This is a genomic window from Corynebacterium striatum ATCC 6940 (assembly GCF_000159135.1).
Taxonomy (GTDB): Bacteria; Actinomycetota; Actinomycetes; order Mycobacteriales; family Mycobacteriaceae; genus Corynebacterium; species Corynebacterium striatum.
The window spans coordinates 170,442-196,628 of the sequence record NZ_GG667522.1; the positions used below are offsets into that span (position 1 = coordinate 170,442).

Below are 26,187 nucleotides of genomic sequence, written 5' to 3' on the forward strand. Positions count from 1 at the left end.
CCAGCACTTTCGAACACAACGGGAACGCCGCGTTGAAAGTTTCAATTTTAGTTTCCGAGTGGCACAATCGGTGTCTATGTCCACTGCACACGAAACTCCCGATCAGCACGGCGACGCCACCGCTGGTGTCGACGCTCATGACGTCAACGTCGTTGATAACGGCATGGAGATCCGCATGCCTTCCGGCACTGACGATCCCCTCACCGACGCGGAGATTCAAAACTATCGCCTCGAGATTAACCGTCTTGACCGAGTCATCCTCGATGCAGTAAAGCGCCGCTCCGAGATCTCACGCACCATTGGCCGCACCCGCATGAGCTCGGGTGGAACCAAGTTAGTACACACCCGCGAAATCGCCATCCTCAACGAGTTCCGCGACGAGCTCGGCGAAGAAGGGCCCGCAATCGCCACTGCCCTGCTGCGCATGGGTCGCGGCAAGCTCGGCTAATCACAATCAATAAATTTCAGTTTTCTGGATAAAATACCGTAATCTCATCAGCATGAATGCTGTTCTCATCGCGGTTATCGTCATGCTGGCCCTCGCGCTCCTGCGCGTCCACGTGGTCGTCGCGCTCTTTCTCGGAGCCCTCACCGGCGGCCTCCTCTCAGGCATGGGCCTCGATGCCACAATGCTTGCTTTCCAGGACGGTCTCGGCGGCGGTGCCAAGATCGCGCTAAGCTACGCACTCCTCGGCGCCTTCGCCATGGGCGTTGCCGCAACGGGCCTGCCCCAGCTGCTAGCTAACTTCCTTATCCGCCGCATCAGCCCGGCGACAGCCGGTACCGCGAATGGGGCGTCGCCAAGCGCGGCGTCTGCCACCAAATGGATCCTGGTGGTGGGTCTCATCGCCATGGCCGTGATGAGCCAGAACGTCATTCCCGTCCACATTGCATTCATCCCGCTCATCGTGCCGCCGCTACTTAAGGTGATGAACGCGCTGTGCATCGACCGCCGACTTATCACCTGCTGCCTGACCTTCGGCCTAGTCACCACCTACATGTTCCTGCCGGTGGGCTTCGGCTCCATCTTCTTGAACGACATCTTGCTGTTCAACATCAACGAGGCCGGCCTCGACACCGATGGCATCTCCATCATGAAGGTCATGGGCATCCCGGCACTGGGCATGCTGTCCGGCCTGCTCATCGCCATCTTCATCAGTTACCGCAAACCACGCGACTACGCCGACGCCCCAATCTCTGACGAAGAGCCCACCGAGGAAGCGCCCGCACCGTACAAGATTTGGGTCAGCATTATCGCAATTGTGGCAACATTCGCCGTGCAGATCATCATGCAATCGCTGGACTTCGAATCCGACGGCCTGATGGTCGGCGCACTGACCGGCCTGGGCATCCTACTCATCACCGGTGCGGTGAACTGGCGCAAGGCAGACAATGTCTTCTCCGATGGCATGCGCATGATGGCGCTCATCGGATTCATCATGATTACGGCCCAAGGATTCGCGTCAGTCATGAGCGCAACAGGTGAGGTCGAGGAGCTCGTCACCGCCACTGCGGATGCCTTCGGCAGCAACAAGATGCTGGCGGCCGGAGCCATGCTCTTGGTGGGTCTCATCGTCACGATGGGCATCGGTTCCTCCTTCTCCACCCTTCCCATCATTACGGTCATTTACGTCCCGCTGTGCATGTCCTTGGGCTTTAGCCCGGCTGCCACGGTGGCAATCGTGGGTACAGCAGGCGCGCTGGGCGATGCTGGCTCCCCCGCCTCCGACTCCACGCTGGGACCGACTGCGGGCTTGGGCGCTGACGGCCAGCACGATCACATCCGTGACTCGGTCATCCCGACCTTCCTCCACTTCAACATCCCGCTGCTGATCGCAGGCTGGATTGGCGCGATGGTTCTGTAATTTCTTGTCTTTGGGACAGCCGGCTAGCGACGGCGAAAGTCGCGACAGTGGACTACGGTGGATTGGGTAAAAACTCATGCCTAACTAATGCCAGAAAGGCCCTTGTAATGGACATCACCGCACAGCCCCAGTGGACCGCACTTGAGCAGCTGTTCCAAGAGAAGAAGAACCTCAACCTGCGTGAGCTTTTCGCCGCCGACGCGTCCCGCGCCACCACCCTGACTTTTGATGCTGCGGGCCTGCACGTCGATCTTTCCAAGAACCTTGTGGATGCTGACGTTCTCGCAGCGCTTGTCGACGTCGCCCGCGCCGCCGACGTTGAGGGCCGCCGCGACGCTATGTTCGCCGGCGAGCACCTCAACAACACCGAGGACCGCGCCGTCTTGCACACCGCGCTGCGAAAGCCTGCCGACGCCGAGCTCAACGTCGATGGCCAGAACGTCATCGCTGACGTCCACGAGGTTTTGGACCGCATGAGCACTTTTGCCGACGCCCTCCGCTCCGGCAAGTGGCTCGGCCACACCGGTGAGCGCATCACCACTGTGGTCAACATCGGCATCGGTGGCTCTGACCTTGGCCCGGCCATGGCGTCCAAGGCGTTGCGCGCCTACGAAGACGCTGGTGTCAAGGCCAAGTTCGTCTCTAACGTAGACCCGGCAGATATGGCTGCAGCACTCGATGGCCTCGACGCTGCCAAGACCCTCTTCATAGTTGCCTCCAAGACCTTTACCACCCAGGAGACCCTGACCAATGCGCACGCTGCTCGCGCATGGCTCATTGAGCAGCTGGGCAGCGAAGCCGCAGTGGCCAAGCACTTTGTTGCAGTTTCCACCAACGCTGAGAAGGTCGCCGCCTTCGGCATCGACACCGAGAATATGTTTGGTTTCTGGAACTGGGTGGGCGGCCGCTACTCCATGGACTCCGCGATTGGTCTATCCTTGATGTGCACCATCGGCCCGGATAACTTCAAGGCTCTGCTCGCGGGCTTCCACGCCATGGACGAGCACTTCCGCACCACCCCGCTGGAGAGCAATGTCCCGGTTCTGATGGGCATGCTCGGTGTCTGGTACTCCAACTTCCACGGCGCACAGACCCACGCGGTCCTGCCTTATTCCCAGGACTTGGGCCGCTTCCCGGCTTATCTCCAGCAGCTGACCATGGAGTCCAACGGCAAGTCGGTGCGCCGCGACGGCACCGCCGTGACCACCGGCACCGGTGAGATCTTCTGGGGCGAGCCGGGCACCAATGGCCAGCACGCTTTCTTCCAGCTGATGCACCAAGGCACCCGCCTCATTCCGGCTGACTTCATCGGTTTCGCTCGCCCGAAGCAGGACTTCCCTGCTTCCGACGGCACCGGCTCCATGCATGACCTTCTGATGGGCAACTTCTTCGCGCAGACTAAGGTCCTGGCATTCGGCAAGACTGCCGAGGAGATCGCCGCTGAAGGCGTGGACGAGGCAGTGGTTCCGCACAAGGTCATGCCGGGTAACCGCCCCACCACCACGATCCTCGCGGAGGAACTGACCCCGGAGATTCTCGGTGCGCTGATTGCGCTCTACGAGCACATCGTCTTCACTGAGGGCATCATCTGGGACATCAACTCCTTCGACCAGTGGGGCGTGGAGCTGGGCAAGCAGCAGGCGAACGACCTCGCTCCTGCCGTCTCCGGCAAAGAAGCCGCCAACTCCGGTGACTCCTCCACCGACGAGCTCGTGCGCTGGTACCGCCAGAACCGCTAAGACCACATCGCGCGTCCCGGCCTCGCCGGTAGCGCGCTACGGAGAAACTCTCAGTTCACCATCGCGGTGGAACTGAGAGTTTCTTTTTAGGACTGGGACGCGTCCTGCTGCTTCTTATCCCACACGTGCCTGCGGACCAAGTAGATAGGCAGCACGAGGACGAAGGAGAACGCCAAGAACCCCACGACGTTGAGAATCACTCCGTCCGAAGTCACCTCGCTCAACGGCACGCCTTCCTCATCGGAGGAGGCCACCCCGCCCCAGCCTATCCCCTGGCTTACATAAGACGTCGCAATGACCAGCAAAGGAAGGATGCGAGCTCCTCAAGCCTTTCTAGATCACTGACGGGAACGGTTGCCGCAACGCGTTTCCCAGTGCGGGTAACGATCGTCCGCTTCCCGGTACAGCGACTTTCATCAATAGTAACGCCCAATTCTTCGCGTCGGTGACGCAGCGAAATGGAGCTTTCGCGTTCACGTGGCGTCATATCGCCAGCCAAAGTAGTGCCAGTAGGTACAGAGTTTACAAAACACTGTGTGTACCATTTCTGATTGTTCTTCATTCTGTGGTCTTCGAGATAACCTTTAGGACGCTCGCCGAACGACAGTGGCGCATAATTCGTCGCCATGATCCCGCTGCGTACTCCGCCATGCAGGGTGCCATCGATGCTCTCGAGACCGATCCATTCCCCACGGGCTACGAGAAACTCCAAGGGCGAGAGGGCTATCGCATCCGCGTGGGAAGGTACCACGTGGGGTACATCGTTGACCAAGGACTACTCGTCATCAAGATTTTTACCCTCGGTGCGCGCGGAGGTGTCTATAAGAAATAGGGACGCCCACATCAACCGTGGCGTCCCTATATTTCCAGTGTGGTCTGCGTTTACGCTGCGCTCGATCCCTCATTCTTCGAGCTCAACGCAAAGCCGTCCACAGTGACCTTCTTCTGTGCGACGCCGGTCTCCGGTGCGGTCGCGCTGGCGGTGGCCGTGCCAGCCGGGCAGTCGAAGGTCACGTCCACGGTGGTGCCGGCTGGGGCGTCGAAGCCCACGGTGCCATTCTCCGCGGTGAATTTGAGTTCCTTGGTCTGGATCTCCGGCCACGTGCTCGTGTAGGAACACCGCATGGGAAGGCCGACGCGGTCCACGACGGTGAAGATGACGGTGCCCTTCGTCTCGGTCGGGGCGCTTGACCCGAGTCCCGGCACGAGGGAGGCGATCAGCGTGATGATGAGCGCGACCACCGCGGCGGCAGGGCCGGCGAGCTGTTGCAGTTTATCCAGGCTAAAACCAGGCATGACGAACTCCTTGTAAAAAATGAGAACCAGGTTATCCTCAGCCTATCCCATGTCCGCTGCCGATAACCGGTTTCTGGAGAAAACTCTTAGAGCTTGATCATGGGCTCCCAGCCGTGCGGGATGACATCCGAGTCCACGATCTTGCGGCCGAACGGGAAGCAGGTCACCGGGATCATCTTGAGGTTAGCCAGGGCCACCGGGATACCCACGATGGTCACGGTCTGCGCGAGCGCGGTGGCGACGTGGCCGATGGCCAGCCAGAGACCTGCAACGATAAACCACAACACGTTGGAGACGGCCGACATGCCGCCGGTGCCTCGGGCAGGCTGCACGACGGTCTTGCCAAACGGCCACAGGGCAAAGCGTGCCATGCGGAACGAGGCCACGCCCATGGGGATGGTGACCACGAAGATGCAGGCGAGGATACCTGCCAGGAAGTAGCCCAAGGCGAGGAAGAAGCCGCCGGAGATAAACCACATCACGTTGAGAATCGTCTTCATGAGCCCCAGCCTAGCCGCACAGACCTGCGGGGCGCGGGGCGGAACGCTCGGATCGGCGCCAGCGTCACCAGCGCCTAAGATTAAGCACCGTCATGAGCACACCGACCCCGCCCAAGAACATCCGCTATCCCCGCATCACTGCACTTATCGCTATCATCCTGGCCGCGGTGAATTTGCGCTCCGTCATCACGGCGATCTCCCCACTCATTCCGGAGATCCAAGCCTCCACCGGCATGAGCGGAACCATGGTTGGCATCATCGGCACGGTGCCCACGGCGATGTTCGCGGTCTCGGCATTCGTGCTCCCCCGTATCAAGGAACGCTTCACGCTCAGCGAGATGATGCTCCTCGCGCTCGGACTTACCGCCGTGGGCCAGCTGCTGCGCGTCGTCTATCCCAACGAGTGGCTATTGCTCGTCGGCTCACTCATCGCGCTGTTTGCCATCGGCATCCTCAACGCGACCATGCCGCTTGTCGTGCGCGAATACTTCCCGCGTCACGTGCCCAGCATGTCGCTCACCTTCATGATGTCGAGTCAGATCATGCTCGCCGCAGCACCCATTGTAGCCGTGCCCATGATGGACTGGGCGGAGAACATGGGCCTGCCCGGCTGGCAGATTTCGCTTGGCTCCTGGGGTGTGCTCGCCGCCATCGCGGCAGTGAGTTGGATGCCTCTGCTCATCCGCCGCGGCCCGAACCCCATCAACACCGCGCCCGAGCCCAACTTCCGTCTGCCGGTGTGGCGCACCACCATCGGCGTCGGCTTGGCCTTCATGTTCGGCTCCAATTCGCTCGTGGCCTACACGATGATGACGTTCATCCCGCAGATCTTCACCGACGCGGGCCAAACCGCGCAGTATGGGGCGAATATGCTCGCCATCTTCAGCGCACTGGGCATTCCTGTCACGATCGTCGGCCCGTGGCTGGCAGGTCGTTTGGCCAACGTCTTCCCCGTCGTCATCATGTCCGCGGTCTTCTTTTCTGCCGCGCTGTTGGGCCTTGCTTTCGCCCCGCTCGCAGCGCCGTGGCTCTGGGTCACGCTCGCCGCCGTCGGTACAGTCATCTTCCCCATGGGCATGGTGCTCGTCAATATCAGGGCACGCACCCTCGAGGGTGCCACCGCACTCACCTCTTTCGGCCAAGGTGTGGGCTACACCTTTGCCTCGCTCGGTCCCCTGCTCACCGGCGCCGCGCACGAGGCGACCGACTCCTTCTTCATTCCCCTCACGGTGATGGCCGCCATCGGCCCCGTTACCCTCGTCGCCGGCTACTTCGCATCCCGCCAGACCTACGTCGAGGATCAACTCCCCGCATAACGCGCGACCTCGCGCGCCATCACCCCGGTAATGAGCGCAATGTCCCGCTCCTCCAGCGGCCGCGACAAGCTAAAGCGCAGGGCTTCCTCCCCGTTTAGGCCCAAGGCCGTCAGCACCGGCGAGGTCCCCCGCCCGCACGCTGAGCCTGCCGATGCCGCCACTCCCGCCGCGTCCAGCGCCACCAGCAGCGCGTCGCCGGAGACGCCGTCGACGACAAACGAGGCATGTCCAGGCAGACGTTCCTCCGGGTGCCCCGTGAGCCGCGCACTCGGCACCCGCTCCAGCACCGCAGCGATGAGCGCATCCCGGCTGTTCATGAGCACCACCGCGCGCTGTGCGACGTCACGCCGCTGCGCTGCCACGGCCGCCGCAAATCCTGCAATGCCTGCGACATTCTCCGTCCCGGCGCGCCGCCCGCCTTCCTGAGCGCCGCCGTGGAGCAACGGCTCAAGCTCCACCGCCCGCTGCAGAAGCAGCGCGCCCACGCCCTGCGGGCCGCCAAATTTATGGGAGGCCAGCGCCACCGCATCCGGCCCCGGTCCCGGCCACCCGTCTGCCGCAAGGCTCAAGGGCAACGCGACCGCGGCTTGAACCGCATCGAGGTGGACCAGCGCCCCCACCGCATGAGCGCGCTCCACCACCGCAGCGACGTCCTGCACGGTTCCGATATCCGAGTTCGCCGCGCCCATCGCAACGAGCGTCGTCTCCGGCGCCAGCTCCCCCATCTCCACGCGTCCCGTCGCGTCGACGTCCGCGTAGTCGACCGCGAAGCCATGCATGCGCTCCAGGTAGGCGACCGACTGCCCCACTGCGGAATGCTCAATGCGCGTCGTCACAATCCGGCGCCCGCGTGGGTGCGCCAGCGCCAGACCGAGGACGCCTAAGTTATTCGATTCAGTCCCGCCCGAGGTAAAGACCACGTCTTCCGGAGCCACGCCGAAAGTTGCGGCGACCGTCTCCCGCGCATACTCGAGTTCCCGGCGCGCCGCCGCGCCCGCGGCATGCAGGCTCGAGGCATTCGCCTGCCCTGCGTCCCACACGCGCTCCATCGCGGCACGCGCCTCGGGGCGCAGCTGCGCCGTCGCTGCGGCATCGAGGTACATCACAGCTCGTCGAGCCCCAAGTCGAGCACGCCCGCACTGTGAGTGATTGCGCCGACGGAGATGACGTCCACGCCCGTCGCCGCGATCTCTGCGACCGTCTCGAGATTAACGTTACCGCTCGCCTCCACGGTCACACGGCCTGCGATGAGCTCCACCGCCGCCCGTAGATCCTCGAGCGAGAAGTTATCAAGCAAGATCGTGTCGACGCCCGCGTTCACAACGGCCTCGACCTGGCCCAGTCGGTCGACCTCCACGATGATCGACGTTGTATGCCCCACTCGCTCGCGCAGTCCGCGCAGCGCCGCCGTGAGTGCCGTGGCCGGGGCCTGCGCCACGCCGAGCGCCGCCAGATGGTTATCCTTCACCATCACCGCGTCCGAGAGCCCGAAGCGGTGGTTCGTCCCGCCGCCCACGCCCACCGCGTGCTTTTCGAATGCGCGCAGGCCCGGCGTCGTCTTGCGGGTATCCGCAATGCGTGCAGGCCCCGCGAGCTCCACGAAGCGCGCGGTGAGGGTCGCAATAGCGCTCATGCGTTGTGCGAAGTTGAGCGCCGTGCGCTCCGCCGTGAGAATTGCCCGCGCCGGGCCCTCCACCACGGCCAGGCGCTCGCCCGCGGCAAAGCGCGTGCCCTCGGGCGCGAGCTCCGCCACGGCGACGCTCACCTGGCGGAAGGCTTCTTCGATGACGGCGCCGCCGGCGAAGACGCCGGGCTCACGCGCGACGACGGCCACGCGCAGCGTTGCCTCCGCCGGGATCGCGGCCTCGGCCGTGATATCGCCCCACGGCGCATCCTCGCGCAGGGCCGCGGAGACCGCAGTACGGATGGTCTCGGAAGTTAGCATGCGGTGACCTCAGCTTTCAATCGCTGCGCGCGGGCGTGTGCCTGGCGCGGGTCGGTGTGCGGATAATCGGTGCGTTGATGGGCGCCGCGCGACTCGGTGCGCTCCAGTGCGCCCGCGGCGATGAGCTTTCCGATGCCCACCACGTCCGCCGCCGCCTCATCCGTCACGGTCGCCAAGGTGGCGGCGGCGTCGCGAATGCCCGCCCCATCGCGCTCGATGCCAAGGCCTGCCGCGATGGCGTGCTGGGCGTCAGCCAGCGTGCCGTTGCCGGCCCGTGCGGCCGGGGCGACGTCCATGACGGCACCGTGCAGTCGCGAATCGTCGAAGCGCCACTCTCCGTTTGCGGCCGCGGTGGGATCTGCGGCGGCCGCGTGGCCTGCTGCGTCGCCAAAGACGAGGCCTTCGAGCAACGAATTCGAGGCCAAGCGGTTAGCACCGTGCACGCCGGTATTCGCGGCCTCGCCAGCGGCGTAGAGTCCCGGCACGCTCGTGCGTCCATGGATATCCGTGGCGACGCCGCCCATTGAATAGTGCGCGGCCGGCGCGACGGGCACGGGTTCGCGCGTCCAGTCGTAGCCTTCGGCAGCGAGCATGCAGGAGATGCCGGGAAATTCAGCCGCGAGGCGACCAGGCTCGTTGCCCTCGACGGCCGTGGCGTCGAGCCAGATATGCCCGCCCGTCGCATTCTGCGCACGAAAGATGGCAGCCGCCACGACGTCACGCGGCGCGAGCTCCTCGCGCGGATCCACGTCGAGCATAAAGCGCCGGCCCGCGTCGTCGCGAAGCACGGCACCGGCGCCGCGCACGGCTTCGGAGATGAGGTGGCGCGTGCCTTCGAGCACCGTGGGATGGAACTGCACGAATTCCATGTCCGCGACGAGCGCACCGGCCCGCGCAGCGGCGAGAATGCCCTGGCCGGTGGCTCCGGGCGCGCCGGTCGAGCGCGGGTATACCCCGCAATATCCGCCGGTGGCGAGGACGACGGCATCGGCAAGCAGGATGCCCCGGTTCGTTTCCGCGCCGGTCACGACGCCGTCGCGCAGGACGAGCGAATGCAGCGCGTGCTCCGGTAGCTGAGTGATCCCAGGGGTCCGCGCGACCTCGCCGCGCAGGAACTCATGGAGCTCCGCGCCCGTGCGGTCACCGCTCGCGTGGACGATGCGCGAGAAGGCGTGCGCGGCTTCCAGCCCTTGGTCCAGTGTTCCGTCACTGCGGCGGTCGGCCGGGAAACCTGCGTCGAGCAGCGCGCGGACGCGCTCCCGGCCGCGGCGCACGAGCTCGCGGGCGGCGCGCTCGTCGACGAGACCTGCACCCGCGGCCAAGGTATCGGCGAGGTGCGACTGCCAGGTATCCGCCGGGGCGAGGGCCGCTGCAATTCCGCCTTGGGCAAGCTGCGTGCTGCCCGCGCTTCCCTGAATGGAGGGGCCAGGATAGGCGAGCGTGACGTGTGCGCCCGCAGCGTGGGCGGCGAGGGCCGCGCTTATGCCTGCAACGCCGGAGCCGGCAACGAGAACGTGACGCATCTAAGCCACCTTCGGATGGGCGGCGAGCATGCGTTCGAGGGCGACGCGGGCATCGGCTGCCACCGCGTCGTCGACCATGATGCGGTTGGGTATCTCGCCAGCGACGAGGGACTCGAGCGTCCACGCGAGGTAGGCCGGGTGGATGCGGTACATCGTCGAGCACGGGCAGACCACCGGGTCGAGGCAGAAGATGGTGCGGTCCGGGTACTGCGCGGCGAGGCGATTAACGAGGTTGATCTCCGTGCCGATGGCGAGCACGTCGCCCGGCCGGGAGGCTGCGACCTCGCGGCGAATGAGCTCGGTGGAACCGGCGGCATCGGCAGCCTGCACAACGGGTGCCGGGCACTCGGGGTGGACGATGACGCGCACGCCGGGGAACTCGGCGCGGGCGCGCTCAATCTGAGCGACGGTAAAGCGCTTGTGCACGGAGCAGAAGCCATCCCACACGATGACGCGAGCGCGCTCGAGTTCCTCCGGGGTGAGGCCCTTCCGCGGGTTCCACAGCACGATCTCCTCGTCCGGGATGCCCATGGCGTGCGCGGTATTGCGGCCCAGGTGCTGATCCGGCAGGAAGAGCACGCGCTGTCCCTGCTCAAAGGCCCACTCGAGGACCGTCGTGGCGTTCGAGGAGGTGCACACGATGCCTCCGTTGCGGCCGCAGAAGGCCTTGATATTCGCCGCCGAGTTCATGTACGTCACCGGGACGGGTGCCTCGATGGCCGCCGTGATGTCAGCCCACGCGCGCTCGACCTGCGCGAGCGTTGCCATATCCGCCATGGAACAACCCGCAGCGAGATTAGGCAGGATGACAGCCTGGTCCGCACCCGAGAGGATATCTGCGGTCTCCGCCATGAAGTGCACGCCACAGAAGACGAAGGCGTCTGCTTCCGGATGCGCCTTCGCGGCTTTCGCCAGGTTGAAGGAGTCGCCCACGAAGTCCGCGTATGTCACGACCTCGTCGCGCTGGTAGAAGTGACCGAGGATCTTCACGCGTTCGCCCAAAGTTTCCTTCGCCGCGGTGATCATGGCGTCGAGTTCCTCGGGGCTGGCTTGGGTGTAGCGCTCCGGAAGCGCGCTCTGGTGGGGCGCATGTTCAGGGAACGGGTCCGCGATGGAGGCGCCCGGGCCGTAGCTCGAGTTCTGATTAAGCGCCCATGGGTCTTGGGCAAGATCGCTGCCGCAGGCTTCGTCCTTTGTAGCAAGCCTGATGAGTTCGCGCACGCTGGGCATGGTGGTCTTCTTTCTAGTCTTCTTCGGGGCGGTATCTGTAGGTTTTTGCGGGTCGATGCTTCACGCCCGCCAGGGAGTGGCCGGTTTCTTCCAACGTCTTCGACGCCAGCATCTGTCTTCGGAAATTCGCCGGATCCAACGGGTGGCCGAGGATGATCTCGTGGACTTCGCGCAGTTGCGCGAGCGTGAACTCGGGGTCGAGGAAGCGGTGCGCCACGGCGGCATACGCCGTGCGCGAGCGCAGCCTTGTGAGCGCCGTCGCGATGATCTCCCCGTGGTCGAAGGCGAGATCCGGCAGGGCGTCGGCGCGGAACCACGCGACGTTGGTGTCCTCCCCGGCCGCGGCGGTGGCGCCTGCGGCATCGCGCGCGCTGTACTGCGCCCAATAGGCGATGGTGACAAGGCGCTCGGCATCCGCGCTGCGTTCGACCGAACCGAAAGAGTAGAGCTGCTCTAGATAGCTAGGCTCGATGCGCGTGGCCGCCACTAAGGTCGCGTGCGCGGTCTGCGTGAGCGTCTGGTTCCAGGCGGTGGGCCCGCCGGGCAGCGCCCACGCATCTTTAAAGGGTGCACGCACGCGGCGCACGAGGGGCAGCCACAGGCCCTGCTCCTCGTCTTTGGCGTGGACACGCGCATGCGCCGGGGGCCGCAGCGCAAAGGCCACGGTGGACACGGCGACGCGCGGCGACTGCCGCCGCCGCTCCGCGACGTTGAGTTTCTGCCAATCGCTCATGGGCCGCTCACCTCCACTTTTAGTTAAGGTCATTATGACTTTAAGTGAAAAGTAGTGTGGTCTCCCTCACGATGTCAAGCATTTTCTGCGGGCGGGGCTAGCGCCTACGCGCCGCGCGGGCCCGGCTGACAGTGCGGGCACCACCAGATAATGCGCTCCAACTCCCCTTCGTCGCCACCGGCATCGACGCCGCCCAGCACCCCTTTTTCAATGGGTGTTCCGCACCGCCGACAACGTGCGTTAGTGCGTCCGAAAACGTACGTCGTCTCCCCGGCGCGGCGTACCCCCGTGGTGACGCGAATGAGCGAGAACCGATTGGCCCACATGATTGTCCGCGAGACGTCCACGATCTTCTCGACGTCGACGTCGCCAACACGCTCCGCGGGATGCATGCCCGCGATAAAGCAGGCCTCTGCACGGTACTCGTTGCCAATGCCCGCGACATTCTTCTGATCGAGCAGCGCCGCACCGATGGCGCGTTCCGGGCGCGCTTCGATGCGCCAAATCGCCTCCTCGCGCCCGCCATTTATCTCCCAGTCCGGGTCGAGGATGTCTGGGCCCAGATGCTCGATGCGCCCTAGGTAATCCGACTCCGGATAGACCTCCACGAACCCGAGTGTATGACCGACGATCTCGATATCGCGCGGTTCATTAGCAAGCTGCAACACCACGCGTGCGGTATGCCCCGGCGCGCGCCACCTGTCCCCGGCGTAATGGATGTGCCACTGGCCTTCCATCTTCAGGTGCGTATGCAGGATGAGCGGCTCGTCCTCGTCGCCCGCGAATTCCATGAAGAGATGCTTGCCATAGGGCCACACAGCCACGCACTCCATCCCGTCAAAGCGTGCGAGCGCATAGCGCGGTACCCGCACCGAGGTCTTAGTCACCTCGCGGCCCACCATGAACTGCATGCGTTCGGCCAACTGCAGGACGGAATCACCCTCAGGCATGCAGCACCACTCCTTCTTTAACGACTGGCGATTCTACGCCAGCCCCACACTGAAACCGTAAGGAGTCATCATGACATTCAACTGGCTCAACGCCTACGGCGCCGGCCGACTCGTGATGTTGCTCGTGCCGAATATCATCGGGTGCTCGCCGGCGGCAACGGCGACGCGCAACCGCCGGTGGACGTCCCCGTCGCGCTCACGGTGGCTGAGAATATCGCCCGCTGTGCGTGCATAATCCTCGTGGTTCTCCCGCTCGGCGTGGGCAGAGTTGAGCTCCGCACGCGCGGCGCACGCTGGACCTATTTCGGTCTGAGCGCCGCCGCTCTCACAGTCTATTGCGCAACGTGGGTTCCGTACCTGCACACGCCGACCTTCGTCACCGGTCTGGAACTCGCACTGCTCCCCGCTGTCATGTTCATCAGTTGCAGCGCGGCGCTGCGTCACCACCTACTCACCGCCGCGGGCCTGCTCTTTGCTGCGGCGCACATCTGGATTACGGCGCTCGCCCACAACGGGCTTGCAAGCTAACTCGAAATCGCAGAACGCTCCAACATCCCTGGCGCGTTGTGGATAATCGCAACGGAGCAGAATCCGTGCGTCGTAGTGGGAATTTTAATGAGTCTCGTCGGGTGATTGAATTTTATAAACAACATCGTTAGTATCGTTCTTACGAAGCCGCTCAGCGGCAAATAGGCAACGGGCCCCGCACTTGATGCGACGGCCCGCCCTTTATTTTTCTTTCCCTAACCGTGGATCCTTTTCCAATGCAAGAAGGATCCATCGTTCGCTCTTAATCCACGCCCCCATTCCCGGATTCATCATTCTTGCGGTCTCGATGCACGCCTGATGCACATTGGCGATGGCCTTAAGATCAAAAATCAATGGCCGATGATGGGAGGCCCGATTCCTCCACCTAAGGATCTCAGCGCACCTTTTGGTAAAAACCACCCAATCATCTTGGTATAGGTGAGGTGCAATCGCTTCCTCCCAAAGAACGTGGCGTGGATTTTCAGGATTGCTGGCAGCTGCCTTATTTGGCAGCAACCGCACCCACGAACCAAAAAAGTCCCGCGACTAAATCATCATGGGTAGGGATACCCCGCACAGACGACACATCCGAATAACTAGCAAGTCCTCTGCTCCGGTTCCGTCTCCCCAGCACGATTTTCGCCAATTCCGCCTCGGGATATTCAATCCACTCCGAGGAACCACAGCGAGGCTCGCCAGAATTCCATTGCGCGAATGAAGTATCAATGACATTCCGCAGAAGCACCTCAACTATTCCGGTCGTGCGTTGAACCGTGGCAGCTAGGTACGAGTTCCATAGATACAAACGAGCCGCCAGCCTCATGTCGCCACGATCAACAATGTCCATATACCTACGCGTGCGTACTGCCGGAATGCTATCGAACAATAGTTGCGCTGTTCTTAGAGTCACTGGGAACGTAGAAACGTCCACAATGTGTACCCCCGAGTCAAAAGTGAGTCATGTACATTGACATGCCCACCTTAACCCATGTAGGTCTCGAAGCGTCGAGACATATTTTCCATAATTGTGCAGGAGACTGGCTGCACATAACGCGCCGCACTGCGCCTAGGAGCGTTGCGGTGTGACTCCCGGCACCGACGCCCCACGCTCCCACGGCGTGATGACATGCTCGCGCTTGAGGTCACGCACCGAGGACACGCCAAGCAGCGTGCAGGCAGTCTCCAGTTCAGAGGTGAGCAGCTCGATGATGCGGTCGACGCCCTCGCGGCCACCGGCCATGAGACCGTAGAGGTAGGCGCGGCCGATGAGCACGAAGTTCGCGCCGAGTGCCAGGGCAATCGCGATATCGGTGCCGGACATAATGCCGGAGTCGTAGACGATCTCGGCGTCAGGGCCGAGCTCCGCACGGATGGCTTCGAGAGCGCGCAGCGTATTGACCACGCGGTCGAGCTGGCGGCCGCCGTGCGAGGAGACCACCACGCCATCGGCGCCGAGCTCGATCACCGTGCGGGCGTCAGCAGGATTGACGATGCCCTTGACGAGCATCTTTCCGTCCCACTGCTCGCGAATCCACTCGAGGTCATCGAAGTTGAGACCCGGGTCGAACATCGTGTTGACGAGTTCGCCCAAAGTACCCGTCGTCGAGGTCAGCGACGCGAAGGTGACCGGGTCCGTCGTGAGGAAGTTGAACCACCACTCCGGACGCCACGCGGCGTCAAGAACGGTGCCAGCGGTGAGCCGCGGCGGGATGCGCATGCCGTTGCGCGTATCGCGCAGGCGCTGGCCCGCGACCGGGGTATCGACGGTGACGACGAGTGTGTCGTAGCCACTCGCTGCCGCGCGACGCAGCAACTCCGCGCTGGCCGCGCGGTCCTTCCACAGGTAGAGCTGAAACCAGCGGCGGCCGCGTCCGGAGGCCCGCTCGACCTCCTCCACGGAGCGAGTACCCATTGTCGACAGCGTGAACGGGATACCCGCCGCCGTTGCTGCCGATGCCCCCGCATCCTCGCCCTCGGCATGCATAAAGCGCGTAAACCCGGTCGGCGCAATGCCGAACGGCAGCGCGGAACGCCCACCCGCAATGTCGACGGACAGGTCGAGCTCCGTGGCACCCGTGAGCACGTTAGGCAGCAGGCGAATGGAACGGAAGGTCTCCCGCGATTCGTCATAGGTAACCTCGTCGCGCGCGGCGCCGTCCACATAGTCGAAGGCCGCCTTAGGGATGCGACGCTTGGCGATTTTCCGGAGATCCCACACGTCAGCGGCCTCCGCAAGGCGCGCGGCGCGACGGTCGAGGGTCGGCCTCTCAAAGCGCATGAGGTTCTTTAGTTCTGAGACTTGGGGCAGTTGGCGCTTGAGACGCATGGTGGGTACTCCTCTTCGTGGTTCGTAGTGCGGCCGCAGAAAGCGGTCCCGCTTTCCATTCCTACTCTTCTACAGAAATAGCGCCAAACTGGGGTCCTCCCCAGACAGTACGAAACCCCAGCGCCACCGAAGTGACACTGGGGCGCATGCGAGGAAGCCTAGTGGCGGATATTCACGCGCTTGTGGTTGTTGGAGCCAGCCTCGATGAGCGCGACCATGCCCACGGCGTAGTCAGCGTAGGAAATCTCATTGTTGCCGTTGGCGTCAACAGTAAACGCGTCGGACTCAATGATCTCGAACGCGCCGGTGCGCTCGCCCTCGGCATCGAACTCGGCAGCCAGGGACACGAAGGTCCAATTGAAGTCGTCGCGCGTACGCAGGTAGTAGAGTTGCTCCGACTGTTGGGAGTTCTCCTTCAGCAGGTTCAACTTTAACGTCGAAGCCAGCCTTACGCACATGCGGTAGCTTTACGGAAGTAGGACCAAAAAGTAACCATCGAGGTCACAGCCATAAAACAGCCGCTTGCCCCTTTGCCCGCCTGCCCCGTCGAGACGACACTCACGCTTCTGTCCAATCGCTGGCGCGCCATGATCCTGCGCGATCTGCTTGACGGCACCATGCGTTTTAACGAGCTGCGCCGCTCCGTGACCGGCATTAGCCAGAAGGTTCTCACGTCGAACCTGCGCGAGATGGAAGACACGGGCCTCGTCCACCGCGAGGTCTTCGCCGAAGTCCCGCCCCGCGTCGAGTACTCACTCACTCCGCTCGGCCAGTCTATGCGCCCCATCCTCGACGCCATGGGGGAATGGGGCGAGCACTACCAGCAGCAGGTTGCCAAGGAGATCGCCTAGCACCGGTATCCACGCTCCGCCGCCGACCCCGCCCAGTCAGCTTTGGGTTTATGGCGCTTCGCGCCGCCAAACCAGCCCCGAAACGCAACAAAACCAAAGCCAGGATGTTCTGCGGCACCAGTCGTAACCCTAGCGCCGGTACCCACGTGGCCGGAATCCACCCGGCGCGGACCGCCAGCCTTCGCGGGCCGCATCAGCAGCACTGTCTCCAGAACCGGGTTCAGGCTCCGGCACGGACTCCAGCGCATCGGACAGCGACCGGCCCCGCCGGCTCGGCGCCGCGGAGGTCGAAAGCTTGCCGGAGATCCGCACGCCCTTCGGCGTAATCCCCGCGCCCTGCTCGCGCAGCTGATTCGCCAGCGGGGTCTCGAAGACCGAGGCCCCGTTGGCCTTTTCGATGGTGAGCGGCGAGAGGCGCCCAGATGCGACGGCCTCAGTGAGCGCCGCCACGATATAGCCCACGACCTCGCCGTCATCGATGCCTGCGGTCACCGGGAAGGTTGTGAGCGTCTTGCCGCCACGCGTGAGGTGTGCGACGGGCAGGCCGTCCACGAGCACCACCAAAGCACCCGCCGCGCGCGTGGGCGAGCCTTCCGTTTCCGGCCAGGGCAGCGCCGCACCGTAGGGGTTCGCCGGATCCGCCGCGGCGAGCAGGTAAGTCTGCGGCTCCTGCGTGCCCGACGGCCAGCCGGTCACGTCCGGAGAATCCGCGAGCCCGCGCAGGCGGTCAATTACCGCCGGGGTGGAAAACTGCGCGGCGCCGAGCCCCTCAATGACGTAGCCGCGCATGGCCTTGCCGGACTCCTCGAAGCCGGAAAGCACCTTATACGCCAGCGCGAAGCCGCCCAGCACATCTTCAGCGACGACGCTCCCTCGCGTAACCACGCCGTAGCGGTCGAGCCATGCCTCGCCGTGCGCGACCGATCTGCTCGTCGCATCCACACCGTGTCCAGAAACCGACGCCGCCCAACGCCCGGCCACGTCCGGAGCCGCACTTGCGCCGCCGAGTCCCTGCGACTGGGCAAAAGACGTGCGGCCCATGCGCAGGCGGGAACGGGTGGGGCGTCGCTTAGCGCGGTGTGCAGTAGCCCCTGACCGCGAGCCCGCCGTGGCCACGTGCGTGCGAATCGGCGCAAAGGAATCCGGGCTGACCAGGCCCATCTCCACCAGCGACCACAACGCTTCGCGCAGCTCATCCGCGGTGCCGGGCACCTGAGAGAGAATGTCACCGAACAGGAAGCTACCGCCGCGCTGCAGGACCTCCAGCGTTGCAGACTGCAGCATGCTGAGCCCCAGCTCCTCTGGTTCGAGCTGCGGAGCCAGCTGCGCCGCGTAGTCGGCAGGCAGCAGCATGATCCACGGGTCATTCGCACCAGCCTTACCTGCACCGACGATGAGCACCTCGCCGTTTGCGGTGAGCTCATCGAGCATCGTCGGCGAATAGTCCCCCACTCGCGCGGGCAAGATGAGCGACTCCCACGCCGAGGCCGGCAAACGCACGCCCGCGAGCTGCTCAATCACGCTAAAGACTCCATCAGCACCGCGCAGGGCTGGGCGCTTGCCCACGGGGGCCACCTGCTGCCAGTCCGGCAAGAAGCGGCCAAAGGTCGCCGCACTGACAGGTTCCGTCGCGGCGCGCGCGGCGGCCAGGGAACGGGAGCGAATCGTACGCAGCACCTCAGCCGCGCAATACTCTGCTTCCTCGATGCCTTGACGGTAGCGGCCTTCTACGATGGTGTCGATGGACTGCAACGCTGTGTGCGCAGTCGATGCTGACAGGCCGAAAGCATCCTGCAGATCCCGCAGCACGAATGGGCCGCGGGTGCGTGCCCAACGCGAGACAAGCTGCTGCAGGGCATCTGTGATGGTGGCTTGCTGCGCCGGGACGCCGGGCGGGACGGGGACGCCGAGGGCGTCGCGAAGCAGCGGGGCGTCGAGTGGCTGCGCGAAGTGCTCGCGGCCGCCAATGCGTACCCGCATCACGCGCGCACCCAAGGATTCGATGGCGCTGAGCGGGACATTCGTGTGCTCGGCCATCTCCTCGACAGGAATGGGGCCAAGCAACCGCAGCAGGTCCGCGACCTCCTCCGTGGTGCGGGCGCGGCGGTCCTCGGCTGTACGCTGCAGCTGTGCGTGGACCTGAGCGATGATTTCTGGGTCGAGTAGCTCCCGCAGCTCCACCGTTCCCAGCAGCTTTGACAGCAAAGCTGGGTCGAGGGCTAGGGCAGCCGCGCGCTTTTCTGCCAGCGGGGAATCGCCCTCGTACATAAACGCGCCGGTGTAATTAAACAGCAGCGTGGAGGCAAAAGGCGAAGGCTGCTCCGTAGTGACCTCCGCAATGCGCACGCGTCGGTGCCCCAACTCCCGCATGGTCTCTGTCAGCGCGGGAAGATCGTAGACGTCTTGCAGACACTCGCGGACTGTCTCCAGGATGATGGGGAACGAGGGATACTTGCGGGCGACGTCGAGAAGCTGCTCCGCACGCTGGCGCTGCTGCCACAAGGGGGCGCGCTTGCCGGGGTTGCGCCGCGGCAACAGAAGCGCACGCGCGGCACACTCGCGGAAGCGCGAAGCAAAGAGCGCGGAACCGCCCACCTGCTCCGTCACGATGTCGGTGATCTCATCTGCGTCAAAGACGAACAACGAGCCATCCGGCTCCTTCTCCCCTTCGGGAAGGCGCAGGACGATGCCGTCATCGCCGGCCACCGCCTGTGGGTCCATGCCGGTCAGCTCCGCCACGCGCTGCCCCACGGCCAGCGCCCACGCGGCATTAACGCCGCGGCCAAACGGGCTGTGCAGGACCACGCGCCAGTCCCCTAGTTCGTCCTTGAATCGCTCGAGCACCAGCGTCTTTTCATCCGGGATGATGCCTGTGGCCTCGTATTGTTCTTGGAGGTAGGCCGCGATATTTCGCGCGGCGTTCTCATCGGCGTCCTGCACGACGGACGGGTCCTGGTGGACTTCGCGGCGGTACGCACCCAGTGCTTGGCCCAGTTCATACGGGCGCCCGGCTTGATCGCCATTCCAGAAGGGCAAGCGCCCAGTGTGCCCCGGTGCGGGAGTCACGATGACTTGGTCGCGGGTGATCTCCTCGATGCGCCAGCTCGTGGCGCCCAGAGTAAAGATGTCTCCCACGCGGGACTCGTAGACCATTTCCTCGTCGAGCTCACCCACGCGGCGCGGGCCGGTGTTCTCCCCACCCGCTGACAGGAAGACACCGAACATGCCGCGGTCAGGGATGGTTCCACCGTTGGTCACGGCCACTCGCTGCGCGCCTGGGCGCGGGCTCAGCATCCCCGTGATGCGGTCATAGACCACGCGGGGTTTGAGCTCAGAAAAGTCAGCCGAGGGATAAACCCCAGAGACCAAGTCGATGACCGAGTCGAAGACCTCCCGGGCCAGGTCACGATAAGGCCAGGCGCGGCGCACCATGGAGTACCAGGTATCAGCATCAAGGCCGCCCACGCTGTCGGCTTCCCCGAAGCCCTCAGCACCCGGCTGCACACCGCGCACAGTCACCGGCGCAACCTCGGCAGCAGCCACCGCCGCCACCGTCTGCTGCGCCAAAACGTCCAGAGGATTACGCGGCGAATGCATCTCCTCAATGAGGCCTTCGCGCATGCGGGAGACCGTCAGCGTCGATTGGACCAGGTCCGCCCGGTGCTTGGGATAGAAGGAGCCCTGCGAAACCGCACCGACGGAGTGCCCGGCGCGGCCCACGCGCTGCAGGCCAGAAGCCACTGAAGGAGGTGATTCTACTTGCACCACCAGCTCCACCGCGCCCATGTCGATACCGAGCTCCAACGAGCTCGTGGCCACCACAGCACGCAGGGAGCCTTCCTTGAGCATCGTCTCCGTAAGCAGGCGCTCGTCCTTGGACACCGATCCATGGTGTGCACGGGCGATAACGGCAGGCGCTGTGCCGGCGACGTCGACCTGCTTCATCAGCTGCGCCGGGTCCCGGCGCGTGGCCGGCGACAAGCTTTCCGGATCGTGCTCCTGCGCGTAGAGCTCGTTGAGCCGGGAGGTAAGACGCTCGGCAGTGCGCCGCGAATTCACAAAGACGAGGGTCGAGCGATGCTCCATGATTTCGGAGTAGAGGTCCTCCTCGATGAAGGGCCAGATGGACTTGGCCGTGGGCAAGGCGGAGTCCGAAGCCTGCAGGCGAGCCCCGTCGAAGGTGCCGGTGATACCCAGCGGATCGTCAACGGTCATCTCCCCAATGGTGGAACCTTGCTCCGGCGTCGGTAGGTCAGACATGTCCTCCACGGGCACATGGACATCGAGTTGCCAGCGCTTTAGCGCTGGTGGGGCCACAATGTCCACGGGGCGATCCCCACCCAAGAAGTTAGAGACCGCCGAAAGCGGACGCACCGTAGCCGAAAGTCCGATGCGCTGGAACTCGCCAGCCACCGCGGCCAGACGTTCCAGAGTCAACGCCAAGTGGACGCCGCGCTTGGTTCCGGCAAGCGCATGGATCTCGTCGATGATGACCGTATCCACGCTGGCCAGGATGCCCGCCGCCTTGGAGGTGAGCATGAGGTAGGCCGATTCCGGCGTGGTGATGAGGATGTCCGGGGGTTTTCGGATCTGCCGTGCGCGTTCGGCCGAAGGCGTATCCCCGGAGCGCACGCCCACGGTGATGTCCGGCACGTCGAGCCCCAAGCGCTCTGCCGTGCGCGCGATGCCATTGAGCGGCGCGCGCAGGTTGTTCTCCACGTCCACGCCGAGCGCCTTCAGCGGGGAGATATACAGCACCTTCACGCCCTGCGCCCCGCCCCGTACTGCCGGGCCCACGGGCAAGGCGGTTTGCCCTTCCTTTTCCACCAAGGAATTTAGTGCCCACAGAAAGGCCGCCAAGGTTTTACCAGAACCAGTCGGGGCTACCACGAGCGCGTGCGCGCCTTGGGAAATCTTGTCCCAGGCTTGTTCCTGAACAGGCGTGGGCGCTGCGAAAACATCCTCAAACCACTGCCCTACTTGCGGGCGGAAACGGCCAAGAATATTTTTTGACATGCCCTACTTTAACGCGCGCGGTAATCTGGCATACATGACCGTCGAGATTTCAGATTCCCGCCTTACCAATTCATTAGCCAACGGCTGTGGTGAGATCCTCAAGGGCGTGCGCAATGGTGGCCTGTTGCGCGGGCTTGCGCTTGGCGACGCCGGCGATGAAGCCGCCCAAGAATGGATCACCCGCGTCATCGCCCAGCACCGTCCGGCTGATGGCGTCCTCTCCGAAGAAGCGGCTGATGACCTCAGCCGCTTGAAGAAGGACCGCGTGTGGATCGTTGACCCACTCGACGGCACCAAGGAGTTCGCCACCGGCCGCCAGGACTGGGCCGTGCACATTGCGCTCGTCATCAACGGCATTCCGGAGCACGCCGCCGTGGCGATGCCGGACTTGGGCGTTACCTTCCGTTCGTCCGACGCCCGCGCGGTGACCGGCCCGCTGGCCAAGAAGTTCGTGGTCTCCCGTAACCGTCCGCCGCAGGTGGCCTCCCACATCGCTGAGAAGATGGGCTTTGAGACCGTCGGCATCGGCTCCGCTGGTGCGAAGGCCATGCACGTCCTTCTTGGCGACTTCGATGGCTACATTCACTCTGGTGGCCAGTACGAGTGGGACCAGGCTGCACCAGTAGGCGTGGCGATGGCAGCAGGCCTGCACTGCTCCCGCCTGGACGGCTCTCCGATCCGCTTCAACAACGAGGACACCTTCATCCCCGACCTTCTCATCTGCCGCCCTGAGCTGGCCGATGAGATCTTGGAGCACGCTAATGCCTACGCGGAGGCAAACGGCAGCTTCTAGCCTGCCAGCAGAAGTTAAAAACTTCGCGCGAGAGTAGCTACACTCGACACCATGATCCAGACCCCATATGAGGACCTCCTCCGCAAAGTTTTGGAAGAAGGCGCAGAAAAAGGTGACCGTACTGGCACCGGCACGCGCTCCATTTTCGGAGCGCAGCTGCGCTATAACCTGGCCGATTCATTCCCGCTGCTGACTACCAAGAAGGTCTACTTCCACGGTGTTATCGGCGAGCTGCTGTGGTTCCTCAAGGGCGACTCCAACGTGAAGTGGCTGCAGGACAACAACGTCCGTATCTGGAATGAGTGGGCTGACGCCGATGGCGAGCTGGGCCCTGTCTACGGCGTCCAGTGGCGCTCGTGGCCTACCCCGGATGGCACGCATGTTGACCAGATCCAGCAGGCTCTGGACACACTGCAGAATAATCCGGATTCTCGTCGCAACTTGGTCTCCGCCTGGAACGTGGCAGAACTAGACAAGATGGCGCTTATGCCCTGCCACCTGCTATTCCAGCTTTACGTGGCAGACGGCAAGCTCTCCCTGCAGGTCTATCAGCGTTCGGCGGACATGTTCCTAGGCGTGCCTTTCAACTTGGCTTCCTATGCCGCGTTGGCCCACATGTTTGCCCAACAGGCTGGTCTGGAGGTCGGCGAGCTCATCTGGACTGGCGGCGACTGCCACATCTACAACGACCACATTGAGCAGGTCAAGGAGCAGCTCTCCCGCGAGCCACGCCCCTACCCGCAGCTCAAGCTGCACAAGGCTGACTCATTGTTCGACTACACCTTCGACGATTTCGAGGTCGTAGGCTACGATCCCCACCCCACCATCAAAGCGCAGGTTTCCGTCTAATGCTGGGGGCTATTTGGGCGCAGTCCTTAGACGGCGTCATCGGCGATGGCGTGGCGATGCCGTGGCATGTTCCGGAGGATCTCAAGCACTTCAAAGAGGTCACCATCGGCTCGCCGGTGGTGATGGGCCGGCGCACGTGGGAGTCGCTGAACCCGAAGTTCCGCCCGTTGCCGGGCCGCGATAACTACGTTTTGTCCCGCAAGGCACCTGGCGCTTGGTCCGCTGGCGCCCAGGTCACCGCTAACATTTCACAACTTACGCACACGCTTGACGACGCCTGGTTCATCGGCGGCGGGCAGATCTATTCCTCCACTATCGATGATGTGGACATCATTGAGATAACCCTCATGGGAGTCAACATTGGGAATATTTACGGCGACGCCGCCGTTTATGCTCCTGAAGTGCCTGATTCTTTTGGATTGTCGGCAAGCACCGACTGGCTGACATCTGAGAAGGGCCACTTGACAATTCCGGGCCAACCGCCGAGTGAGTTGCCTATGAAGTACCGATTCTTAACCTACGAGCGAAAGGACGCCGCTTAAATGACCGTGGCAGCACCTGAGACTACCGAGCACGTCACCATCTTCTACGCCGACTGGTGCCCATTCTGCGCCAAGCTGCTCAAGGGCTTGAACCGCACTGAGACGCCTTATGCGCTTGTCGACGCCGAGGCCGAAGGCACCGAGGACATCAACGAGTGGATCAAGTCGGTTAACGACGGCAACCGCATCGTGCCCACGGTCCTCTACTCTGACGGCACCTACGAGACCAACCCGCCTGCTTCCGCAGTACGCGCCAAGCTCGCTGAGCTCGACGGCTCCACCAAGTAGAAGCCAGCTAGTCGCTATCGGCGAGCGACCCCGGATTAGTCGTCGTCCTCGCCGAAAAGCTCAACCATGTCCGCTGGTGACAACGTGCCACCCATCCCGGAGATTTCCTTCGAGTAGATGGTGTTGAGGTACTCGTCCAACGCTGCTTTAAGCTTCTGCGCATCGTACTTGTTGAGCAGCAGCAAGCGCTTGGAGGCCCCACCCGGGACGGTCTTCTCGATGGCAAGTGTTTCCACCCCGTCTTTGCTAATGGTCTCGGCGAATACCTCGCGTCGCTGCACGTCAGTGAAATGGACGATATTGTCATGATGATTTCCCATGGCTAACAAGCTATCCGATTTACCGCCAACTCGTGCGGTACTGGTAACCTAATTTCGTTGCGTTAAGCAACCCCCGCCCCAGTAGCTCAGGGGATAGAGCACGGCTCTCCTAAAGCCGGTGTCGGAGGTTCGAATCCTCTCTGGGGCACAATGTGTAGTCTCGTGACATCGTTCCTACGGTGTCTCGAGTTTTTCGTTTTGTTACTTAGCCCCCGGCTGATCTGCGTAACTGACGAGGAAGCCGCGTCCAGAGCAGAACCGGTGGGCTTCGTTGTCAGTTGTGCCCGTTTCAGCTTCTGCCGTCGGTCCTCGGCGCGATACGCAAGGCCTTGCGTCGTGTTTGTGGTCGGTGCCGGTTCCGCGGCGTCCTGCTTTGCCCGCTGGATCTACGTAACTGACGAGGAAGCCGCGTCCAGAGCGTGTCTGATGGTTTGTGTGTGGGAGGATAGAATCAAATTTTTATGGAGGTTCGAGCATGGGACCCTTTACGGGAGCATCGAAAATTCATCTGTAGACTACTGAACCAGTGATAAATACATTTCTTCAGCAAGGACTACGCTTTTACAAACCCCGTCGGCCCATCTCCCGAATCTGAGTACATTGATGCAGATCAGCTTGCAGCCGAATGGAACCCAGACGAGTTTCCGCTGGTTGATTTGAATGACCCAGTTTCCCTAGAGGGCATTCCAGAAACTGTGCTTCTTCAGCTGCAACAAGAACAAGCTAATCGAGATTCATCTACCCCCTGGAAAACCAGTGATACTAGTAGCCGTTCCCGCCTTGGCGGCAGGACTCATTTGGGGCCTAATTACAGGAATTATTTTCACCATAATAAACCACCGTCGCTACTTTAGAGGAAATGAAAAGACTCTGGACTCCAAAGTGAAGCTTGGCGCTTTTAGTTTATTCTGTTCCATTGTTTTCTTTATATGGATTAGGCCGGGAGGGTTTGAAAACTACCTATTAAGCGCAGCGCTTGTATCCCTCACTTTCGGCGTGGGAACATTCATTTCAGCAAAAACTATAATGTCAATATGGGACCCGGAAAAATTTCCACGACCAGGCACTGATAAACCCTCCACTTGAGCAAATTAAAAATAAGAAGGACTCTTCCCGAACCCAGTTGATAAATTCAGCATATGATTAGCCAAATTGGCGAGCTTCTCGAAGAGGCACAGAGGTCTGGCTTAGCTACAAGCGAATTAGGGCTATGTACACAATCACGCTTTTCGAAACCAGTCTGCTGAGTTGGCTTGAACAACATAGCTTTTCAGCCGCTGAAAAATCGGTCAAATGAGGGGCCGATTTTTGAACTAACACCTCAAACAGGCGAAATTGCCAGTCCACTCTCACTAAGTATCGCCACCGGCCTTAACCAACAGCCGATGCATGCAGACGGAGCTCATCTGCGGACCACACCAGACTTTGTGCAGCTACTTGCCACGACGCTTCGACGCTTGAGGCAGTGCGCTGCCGGCGGCCTTCTTCGCAGCCGCACTATAACTCTTGCCGCGCAGCACCTTACTGGACGCCTTCGCTGTAGACCTGCTGGTCTGCTTGGGGTTGCGAGCCACTCT

24 protein-coding genes and 1 tRNA gene are annotated in these 26,187 nt (G+C 62.8%); 12 read left to right on the forward strand and 13 right to left on the reverse strand.

Annotated features, from left to right (window positions below; genetic code table 11):
* The first annotated feature begins 76 nt into the window (after positions 1 to 76).
* The 3 genes from HMPREF0308_RS07285 to pgi all read left to right on the forward strand — a co-directional run bounded on the left by HMPREF0308_RS07285 (position 77) and on the right by pgi (position 3,604).
* Positions 77 to 448, forward strand: a complete 372-nt coding sequence (locus HMPREF0308_RS07285) for a chorismate mutase (protein WP_005530203.1) — start codon at positions 77 to 79, stop codon at positions 446 to 448.
* A gap of 52 nt (positions 449 to 500) precedes the next feature.
* Positions 501 to 1,865 carry a Na+/H+ antiporter family protein gene (locus HMPREF0308_RS07290; RefSeq protein ID WP_005530204.1) on the forward strand — a complete coding sequence of 455 codons (1,365 nt, stop codon included), beginning with the start codon at positions 501 to 503 and terminating at the stop codon, positions 1,863 to 1,865.
* 107 nt (positions 1,866 to 1,972) lie between these two features.
* On the forward strand, positions 1,973 to 3,604 hold the full coding sequence (pgi, locus tag HMPREF0308_RS07295; protein ID WP_005530206.1) for a glucose-6-phosphate isomerase: 1,632 nt from the start codon (positions 1,973 to 1,975) through the stop codon (positions 3,602 to 3,604).
* A gap of 86 nt (positions 3,605 to 3,690) precedes the next feature.
* Here pgi and HMPREF0308_RS07300 read toward each other — a convergent pair whose 3' ends face one another.
* Positions 3,691 to 3,909, reverse strand: a complete 219-nt coding sequence (locus HMPREF0308_RS07300; RefSeq protein ID WP_005530208.1) for a hypothetical protein — start codon at positions 3,907 to 3,909, stop codon at positions 3,691 to 3,693.
* 260 nt (positions 3,910 to 4,169) lie between these two features.
* Between HMPREF0308_RS07300 and HMPREF0308_RS07305 the strand changes: the two genes are divergently transcribed.
* Positions 4,170 to 4,436, forward strand: a complete 267-nt coding sequence (locus tag HMPREF0308_RS07305; protein WP_005530210.1) for a type II toxin-antitoxin system RelE family toxin — start codon at positions 4,170 to 4,172, stop codon at positions 4,434 to 4,436.
* Between the two features lie 50 nt (positions 4,437 to 4,486).
* Here the strand turns inward: HMPREF0308_RS07305 and HMPREF0308_RS07310 are convergent, their stop codons facing one another.
* Together HMPREF0308_RS07310 and HMPREF0308_RS07315 are read right to left on the reverse strand one after the other, a co-directional pair.
* Complete coding sequence (locus HMPREF0308_RS07310) at positions 4,487 to 4,900, reverse strand: hypothetical protein (RefSeq protein WP_005530212.1); 414 nt, start codon at positions 4,898 to 4,900, stop codon at positions 4,487 to 4,489.
* Positions 4,901 to 4,986: 86 nt separating this feature from the next.
* On the reverse strand, positions 4,987 to 5,400 hold the full coding sequence (locus HMPREF0308_RS07315; protein WP_005530214.1) for a YccF domain-containing protein: 414 nt from the start codon (positions 5,398 to 5,400) through the stop codon (positions 4,987 to 4,989).
* A gap of 92 nt (positions 5,401 to 5,492) precedes the next feature.
* On the opposite strand from HMPREF0308_RS07315, the gene HMPREF0308_RS07320 reads away from it, so the two are divergent.
* Positions 5,493 to 6,716 (forward strand): MFS transporter, encoded by a 1,224-nt coding sequence (locus tag HMPREF0308_RS07320; protein ID WP_005530216.1) that lies wholly within the window; start codon positions 5,493 to 5,495, stop codon positions 6,714 to 6,716.
* Here the strand turns inward: HMPREF0308_RS07320 and HMPREF0308_RS07325 are convergent.
* The 6 genes from HMPREF0308_RS07325 to HMPREF0308_RS07350 form a co-directional block, all read right to left on the reverse strand.
* Positions 6,701 to 7,819 (reverse strand): cysteine desulfurase family protein, encoded by a 1,119-nt coding sequence (locus tag HMPREF0308_RS07325; RefSeq protein WP_005530218.1) that lies wholly within the window; start codon positions 7,817 to 7,819, stop codon positions 6,701 to 6,703. The genes HMPREF0308_RS07320 and HMPREF0308_RS07325 overlap by 16 nt on opposite strands.
* Positions 7,819 to 8,661: a carboxylating nicotinate-nucleotide diphosphorylase gene (gene nadC, locus HMPREF0308_RS07330; RefSeq protein ID WP_005530220.1), complete on the reverse strand. Its 843-nt coding sequence runs from the start codon at positions 8,659 to 8,661 to the stop codon at positions 7,819 to 7,821. The genes HMPREF0308_RS07325 and nadC overlap by 1 nt, the downstream gene beginning before the upstream one ends.
* Positions 8,655 to 10,184: an L-aspartate oxidase gene (locus HMPREF0308_RS07335; protein WP_005530222.1), complete on the reverse strand. Its 1,530-nt coding sequence runs from the start codon at positions 10,182 to 10,184 to the stop codon at positions 8,655 to 8,657. Before HMPREF0308_RS07335 ends, nadC begins: the two co-directional genes overlap by 7 nt.
* A complete protein-coding gene (nadA, locus tag HMPREF0308_RS07340; protein ID WP_005530224.1) occupies positions 10,185 to 11,414 on the reverse strand; it encodes a quinolinate synthase NadA in 1,230 nt (409 codons plus the stop codon).
* A gap of 13 nt (positions 11,415 to 11,427) precedes the next feature.
* Entirely contained in the window at positions 11,428 to 12,147 is a 720-nt protein-coding gene (locus tag HMPREF0308_RS07345) for an NUDIX hydrolase (protein WP_005530226.1), read from the reverse strand.
* 104 nt (positions 12,148 to 12,251) lie between these two features.
* Positions 12,252 to 13,097, reverse strand: a complete 846-nt coding sequence (locus tag HMPREF0308_RS07350; protein ID WP_005530228.1) for a DNA-formamidopyrimidine glycosylase family protein — start codon at positions 13,095 to 13,097, stop codon at positions 12,252 to 12,254.
* 177 nt (positions 13,098 to 13,274) lie between these two features.
* On the opposite strand from HMPREF0308_RS07350, the gene HMPREF0308_RS07355 reads away from it, so the two are divergent.
* Positions 13,275 to 13,625: a hypothetical protein gene (locus HMPREF0308_RS07355; protein ID WP_046646878.1), complete on the forward strand. Its 351-nt coding sequence runs from the start codon at positions 13,275 to 13,277 to the stop codon at positions 13,623 to 13,625.
* A 1,066-nt stretch (positions 13,626 to 14,691) separates the two neighbouring features.
* Here HMPREF0308_RS07355 and HMPREF0308_RS07370 read toward each other — a convergent pair.
* Positions 14,692 to 15,951: an alpha-hydroxy acid oxidase gene (locus HMPREF0308_RS07370; RefSeq protein ID WP_005530237.1), complete on the reverse strand. Its 1,260-nt coding sequence runs from the start codon at positions 15,949 to 15,951 to the stop codon at positions 14,692 to 14,694.
* 158 nt (positions 15,952 to 16,109) lie between these two features.
* Positions 16,110 to 16,379, reverse strand: a complete 270-nt coding sequence (locus HMPREF0308_RS07375) for an NAD(P)-dependent oxidoreductase (protein WP_049062785.1) — start codon at positions 16,377 to 16,379, stop codon at positions 16,110 to 16,112.
* A 102-nt stretch (positions 16,380 to 16,481) separates the two neighbouring features.
* Between HMPREF0308_RS07375 and HMPREF0308_RS07380 the strand changes: the two genes are divergently transcribed.
* Positions 16,482 to 16,802: a winged helix-turn-helix transcriptional regulator gene (locus tag HMPREF0308_RS07380; RefSeq protein ID WP_034657206.1), complete on the forward strand. Its 321-nt coding sequence runs from the start codon at positions 16,482 to 16,484 to the stop codon at positions 16,800 to 16,802.
* A 129-nt stretch (positions 16,803 to 16,931) separates the two neighbouring features.
* Here HMPREF0308_RS07380 and HMPREF0308_RS07385 read toward each other — a convergent pair whose 3' ends face one another.
* The gene (locus HMPREF0308_RS07385) at positions 16,932 to 21,818 is read right to left on the reverse strand and encodes an Lhr family ATP-dependent helicase (RefSeq protein ID WP_005530243.1); all 4,887 of its coding nucleotides are present in this window, start codon (positions 21,816 to 21,818) and stop codon (positions 16,932 to 16,934) included.
* Between HMPREF0308_RS07385 and HMPREF0308_RS07390 the strand changes: the two genes are divergently transcribed.
* From HMPREF0308_RS07390 to HMPREF0308_RS07405, 4 genes are read left to right on the forward strand one after another with little or no spacing between them, the layout of a single operon-like run.
* A complete protein-coding gene (locus tag HMPREF0308_RS07390; protein WP_005530245.1) occupies positions 21,817 to 22,611 on the forward strand; it encodes a 3'(2'),5'-bisphosphate nucleotidase CysQ in 795 nt (264 codons plus the stop codon). The two genes, HMPREF0308_RS07385 and HMPREF0308_RS07390, sit on opposite strands and share 2 nt — an antisense overlap.
* Before the next feature lie 51 nt (positions 22,612 to 22,662).
* Complete coding sequence (locus tag HMPREF0308_RS07395) at positions 22,663 to 23,460, forward strand: thymidylate synthase (RefSeq protein WP_005530247.1); 798 nt, start codon at positions 22,663 to 22,665, stop codon at positions 23,458 to 23,460.
* Positions 23,460 to 24,002 carry a dihydrofolate reductase gene (locus HMPREF0308_RS07400; protein WP_005530249.1) on the forward strand — a complete coding sequence of 181 codons (543 nt, stop codon included), beginning with the start codon at positions 23,460 to 23,462 and terminating at the stop codon, positions 24,000 to 24,002. The genes HMPREF0308_RS07395 and HMPREF0308_RS07400 overlap by 1 nt, the downstream gene beginning before the upstream one ends.
* The gene (locus HMPREF0308_RS07405) at positions 24,003 to 24,290 is read left to right on the forward strand and encodes a glutaredoxin domain-containing protein (RefSeq protein WP_005530251.1); all 288 of its coding nucleotides are present in this window, start codon (positions 24,003 to 24,005) and stop codon (positions 24,288 to 24,290) included.
* A gap of 35 nt (positions 24,291 to 24,325) precedes the next feature.
* On the opposite strand, the gene HMPREF0308_RS07410 is transcribed toward HMPREF0308_RS07405, so the two are convergent.
* Positions 24,326 to 24,610 carry a cg0963 family protein gene (locus HMPREF0308_RS07410; protein ID WP_005530253.1) on the reverse strand — a complete coding sequence of 95 codons (285 nt, stop codon included), beginning with the start codon at positions 24,608 to 24,610 and terminating at the stop codon, positions 24,326 to 24,328.
* Between the two features lie 75 nt (positions 24,611 to 24,685).
* Between HMPREF0308_RS07410 and HMPREF0308_RS07415 the strand changes: the two genes are divergently transcribed.
* Positions 24,686 to 24,758, forward strand: a tRNA-Arg gene (locus HMPREF0308_RS07415).
* Positions 24,759 to 26,187 lie beyond the last annotated feature (1,429 nt).

Bases quoted from the DNA above. Each gene is read 5' to 3' on its own strand.
- HMPREF0308_RS07285 (WP_005530203.1), top strand. From the start codon at position 77: ATGTCCACTGCACACGAAACTCCCGATCAGCACGGCGACGCCACCGCT.
- HMPREF0308_RS07290 (WP_005530204.1), top strand. From the start codon at position 501: ATGAATGCTGTTCTCATCGCGGTTATCGTCATGCTGGCCCTCGCGCTC.
- pgi (WP_005530206.1), top strand. From the start codon at position 1,973: ATGGACATCACCGCACAGCCCCAGTGGACCGCACTTGAGCAGCTGTTC.
- HMPREF0308_RS07310 (WP_005530212.1), bottom strand. From the start codon at position 4,900: ATGCCTGGTTTTAGCCTGGATAAACTGCAACAGCTCGCCGGCCCTGCC.
- HMPREF0308_RS07315 (WP_005530214.1), bottom strand. From the start codon at position 5,400: ATGAAGACGATTCTCAACGTGATGTGGTTTATCTCCGGCGGCTTCTTC.
- HMPREF0308_RS07320 (WP_005530216.1), top strand. From the start codon at position 5,493: ATGAGCACACCGACCCCGCCCAAGAACATCCGCTATCCCCGCATCACT.
- HMPREF0308_RS07325 (WP_005530218.1), bottom strand. From the start codon at position 7,819: ATGTACCTCGATGCCGCAGCGACGGCGCAGCTGCGCCCCGAGGCGCGT.
- nadC (WP_005530220.1), bottom strand. From the start codon at position 8,661: ATGCTAACTTCCGAGACCATCCGTACTGCGGTCTCCGCGGCCCTGCGC.
- HMPREF0308_RS07335 (WP_005530222.1), bottom strand. From the start codon at position 10,184: ATGCGTCACGTTCTCGTTGCCGGCTCCGGCGTTGCAGGCATAAGCGCG.
- nadA (WP_005530224.1), bottom strand. From the start codon at position 11,414: ATGCCCAGCGTGCGCGAACTCATCAGGCTTGCTACAAAGGACGAAGCC.
- HMPREF0308_RS07345 (WP_005530226.1), bottom strand. From the start codon at position 12,147: ATGAGCGATTGGCAGAAACTCAACGTCGCGGAGCGGCGGCGGCAGTCG.
- HMPREF0308_RS07350 (WP_005530228.1), bottom strand. From the start codon at position 13,097: ATGCCTGAGGGTGATTCCGTCCTGCAGTTGGCCGAACGCATGCAGTTC.
- HMPREF0308_RS07370 (WP_005530237.1), bottom strand. From the start codon at position 15,951: ATGCGTCTCAAGCGCCAACTGCCCCAAGTCTCAGAACTAAAGAACCTC.
- HMPREF0308_RS07390 (WP_005530245.1), top strand. From the start codon at position 21,817: ATGCCCTACTTTAACGCGCGCGGTAATCTGGCATACATGACCGTCGAG.
- HMPREF0308_RS07385 (WP_005530243.1), bottom strand. From the start codon at position 21,818: ATGTCAAAAAATATTCTTGGCCGTTTCCGCCCGCAAGTAGGGCAGTGG.
- HMPREF0308_RS07395 (WP_005530247.1), top strand. From the start codon at position 22,663: ATGATCCAGACCCCATATGAGGACCTCCTCCGCAAAGTTTTGGAAGAA.
- HMPREF0308_RS07400 (WP_005530249.1), top strand. From the start codon at position 23,460: ATGCTGGGGGCTATTTGGGCGCAGTCCTTAGACGGCGTCATCGGCGAT.
- HMPREF0308_RS07405 (WP_005530251.1), top strand. From the start codon at position 24,003: ATGACCGTGGCAGCACCTGAGACTACCGAGCACGTCACCATCTTCTAC.
- HMPREF0308_RS07410 (WP_005530253.1), bottom strand. From the start codon at position 24,610: ATGGGAAATCATCATGACAATATCGTCCATTTCACTGACGTGCAGCGA.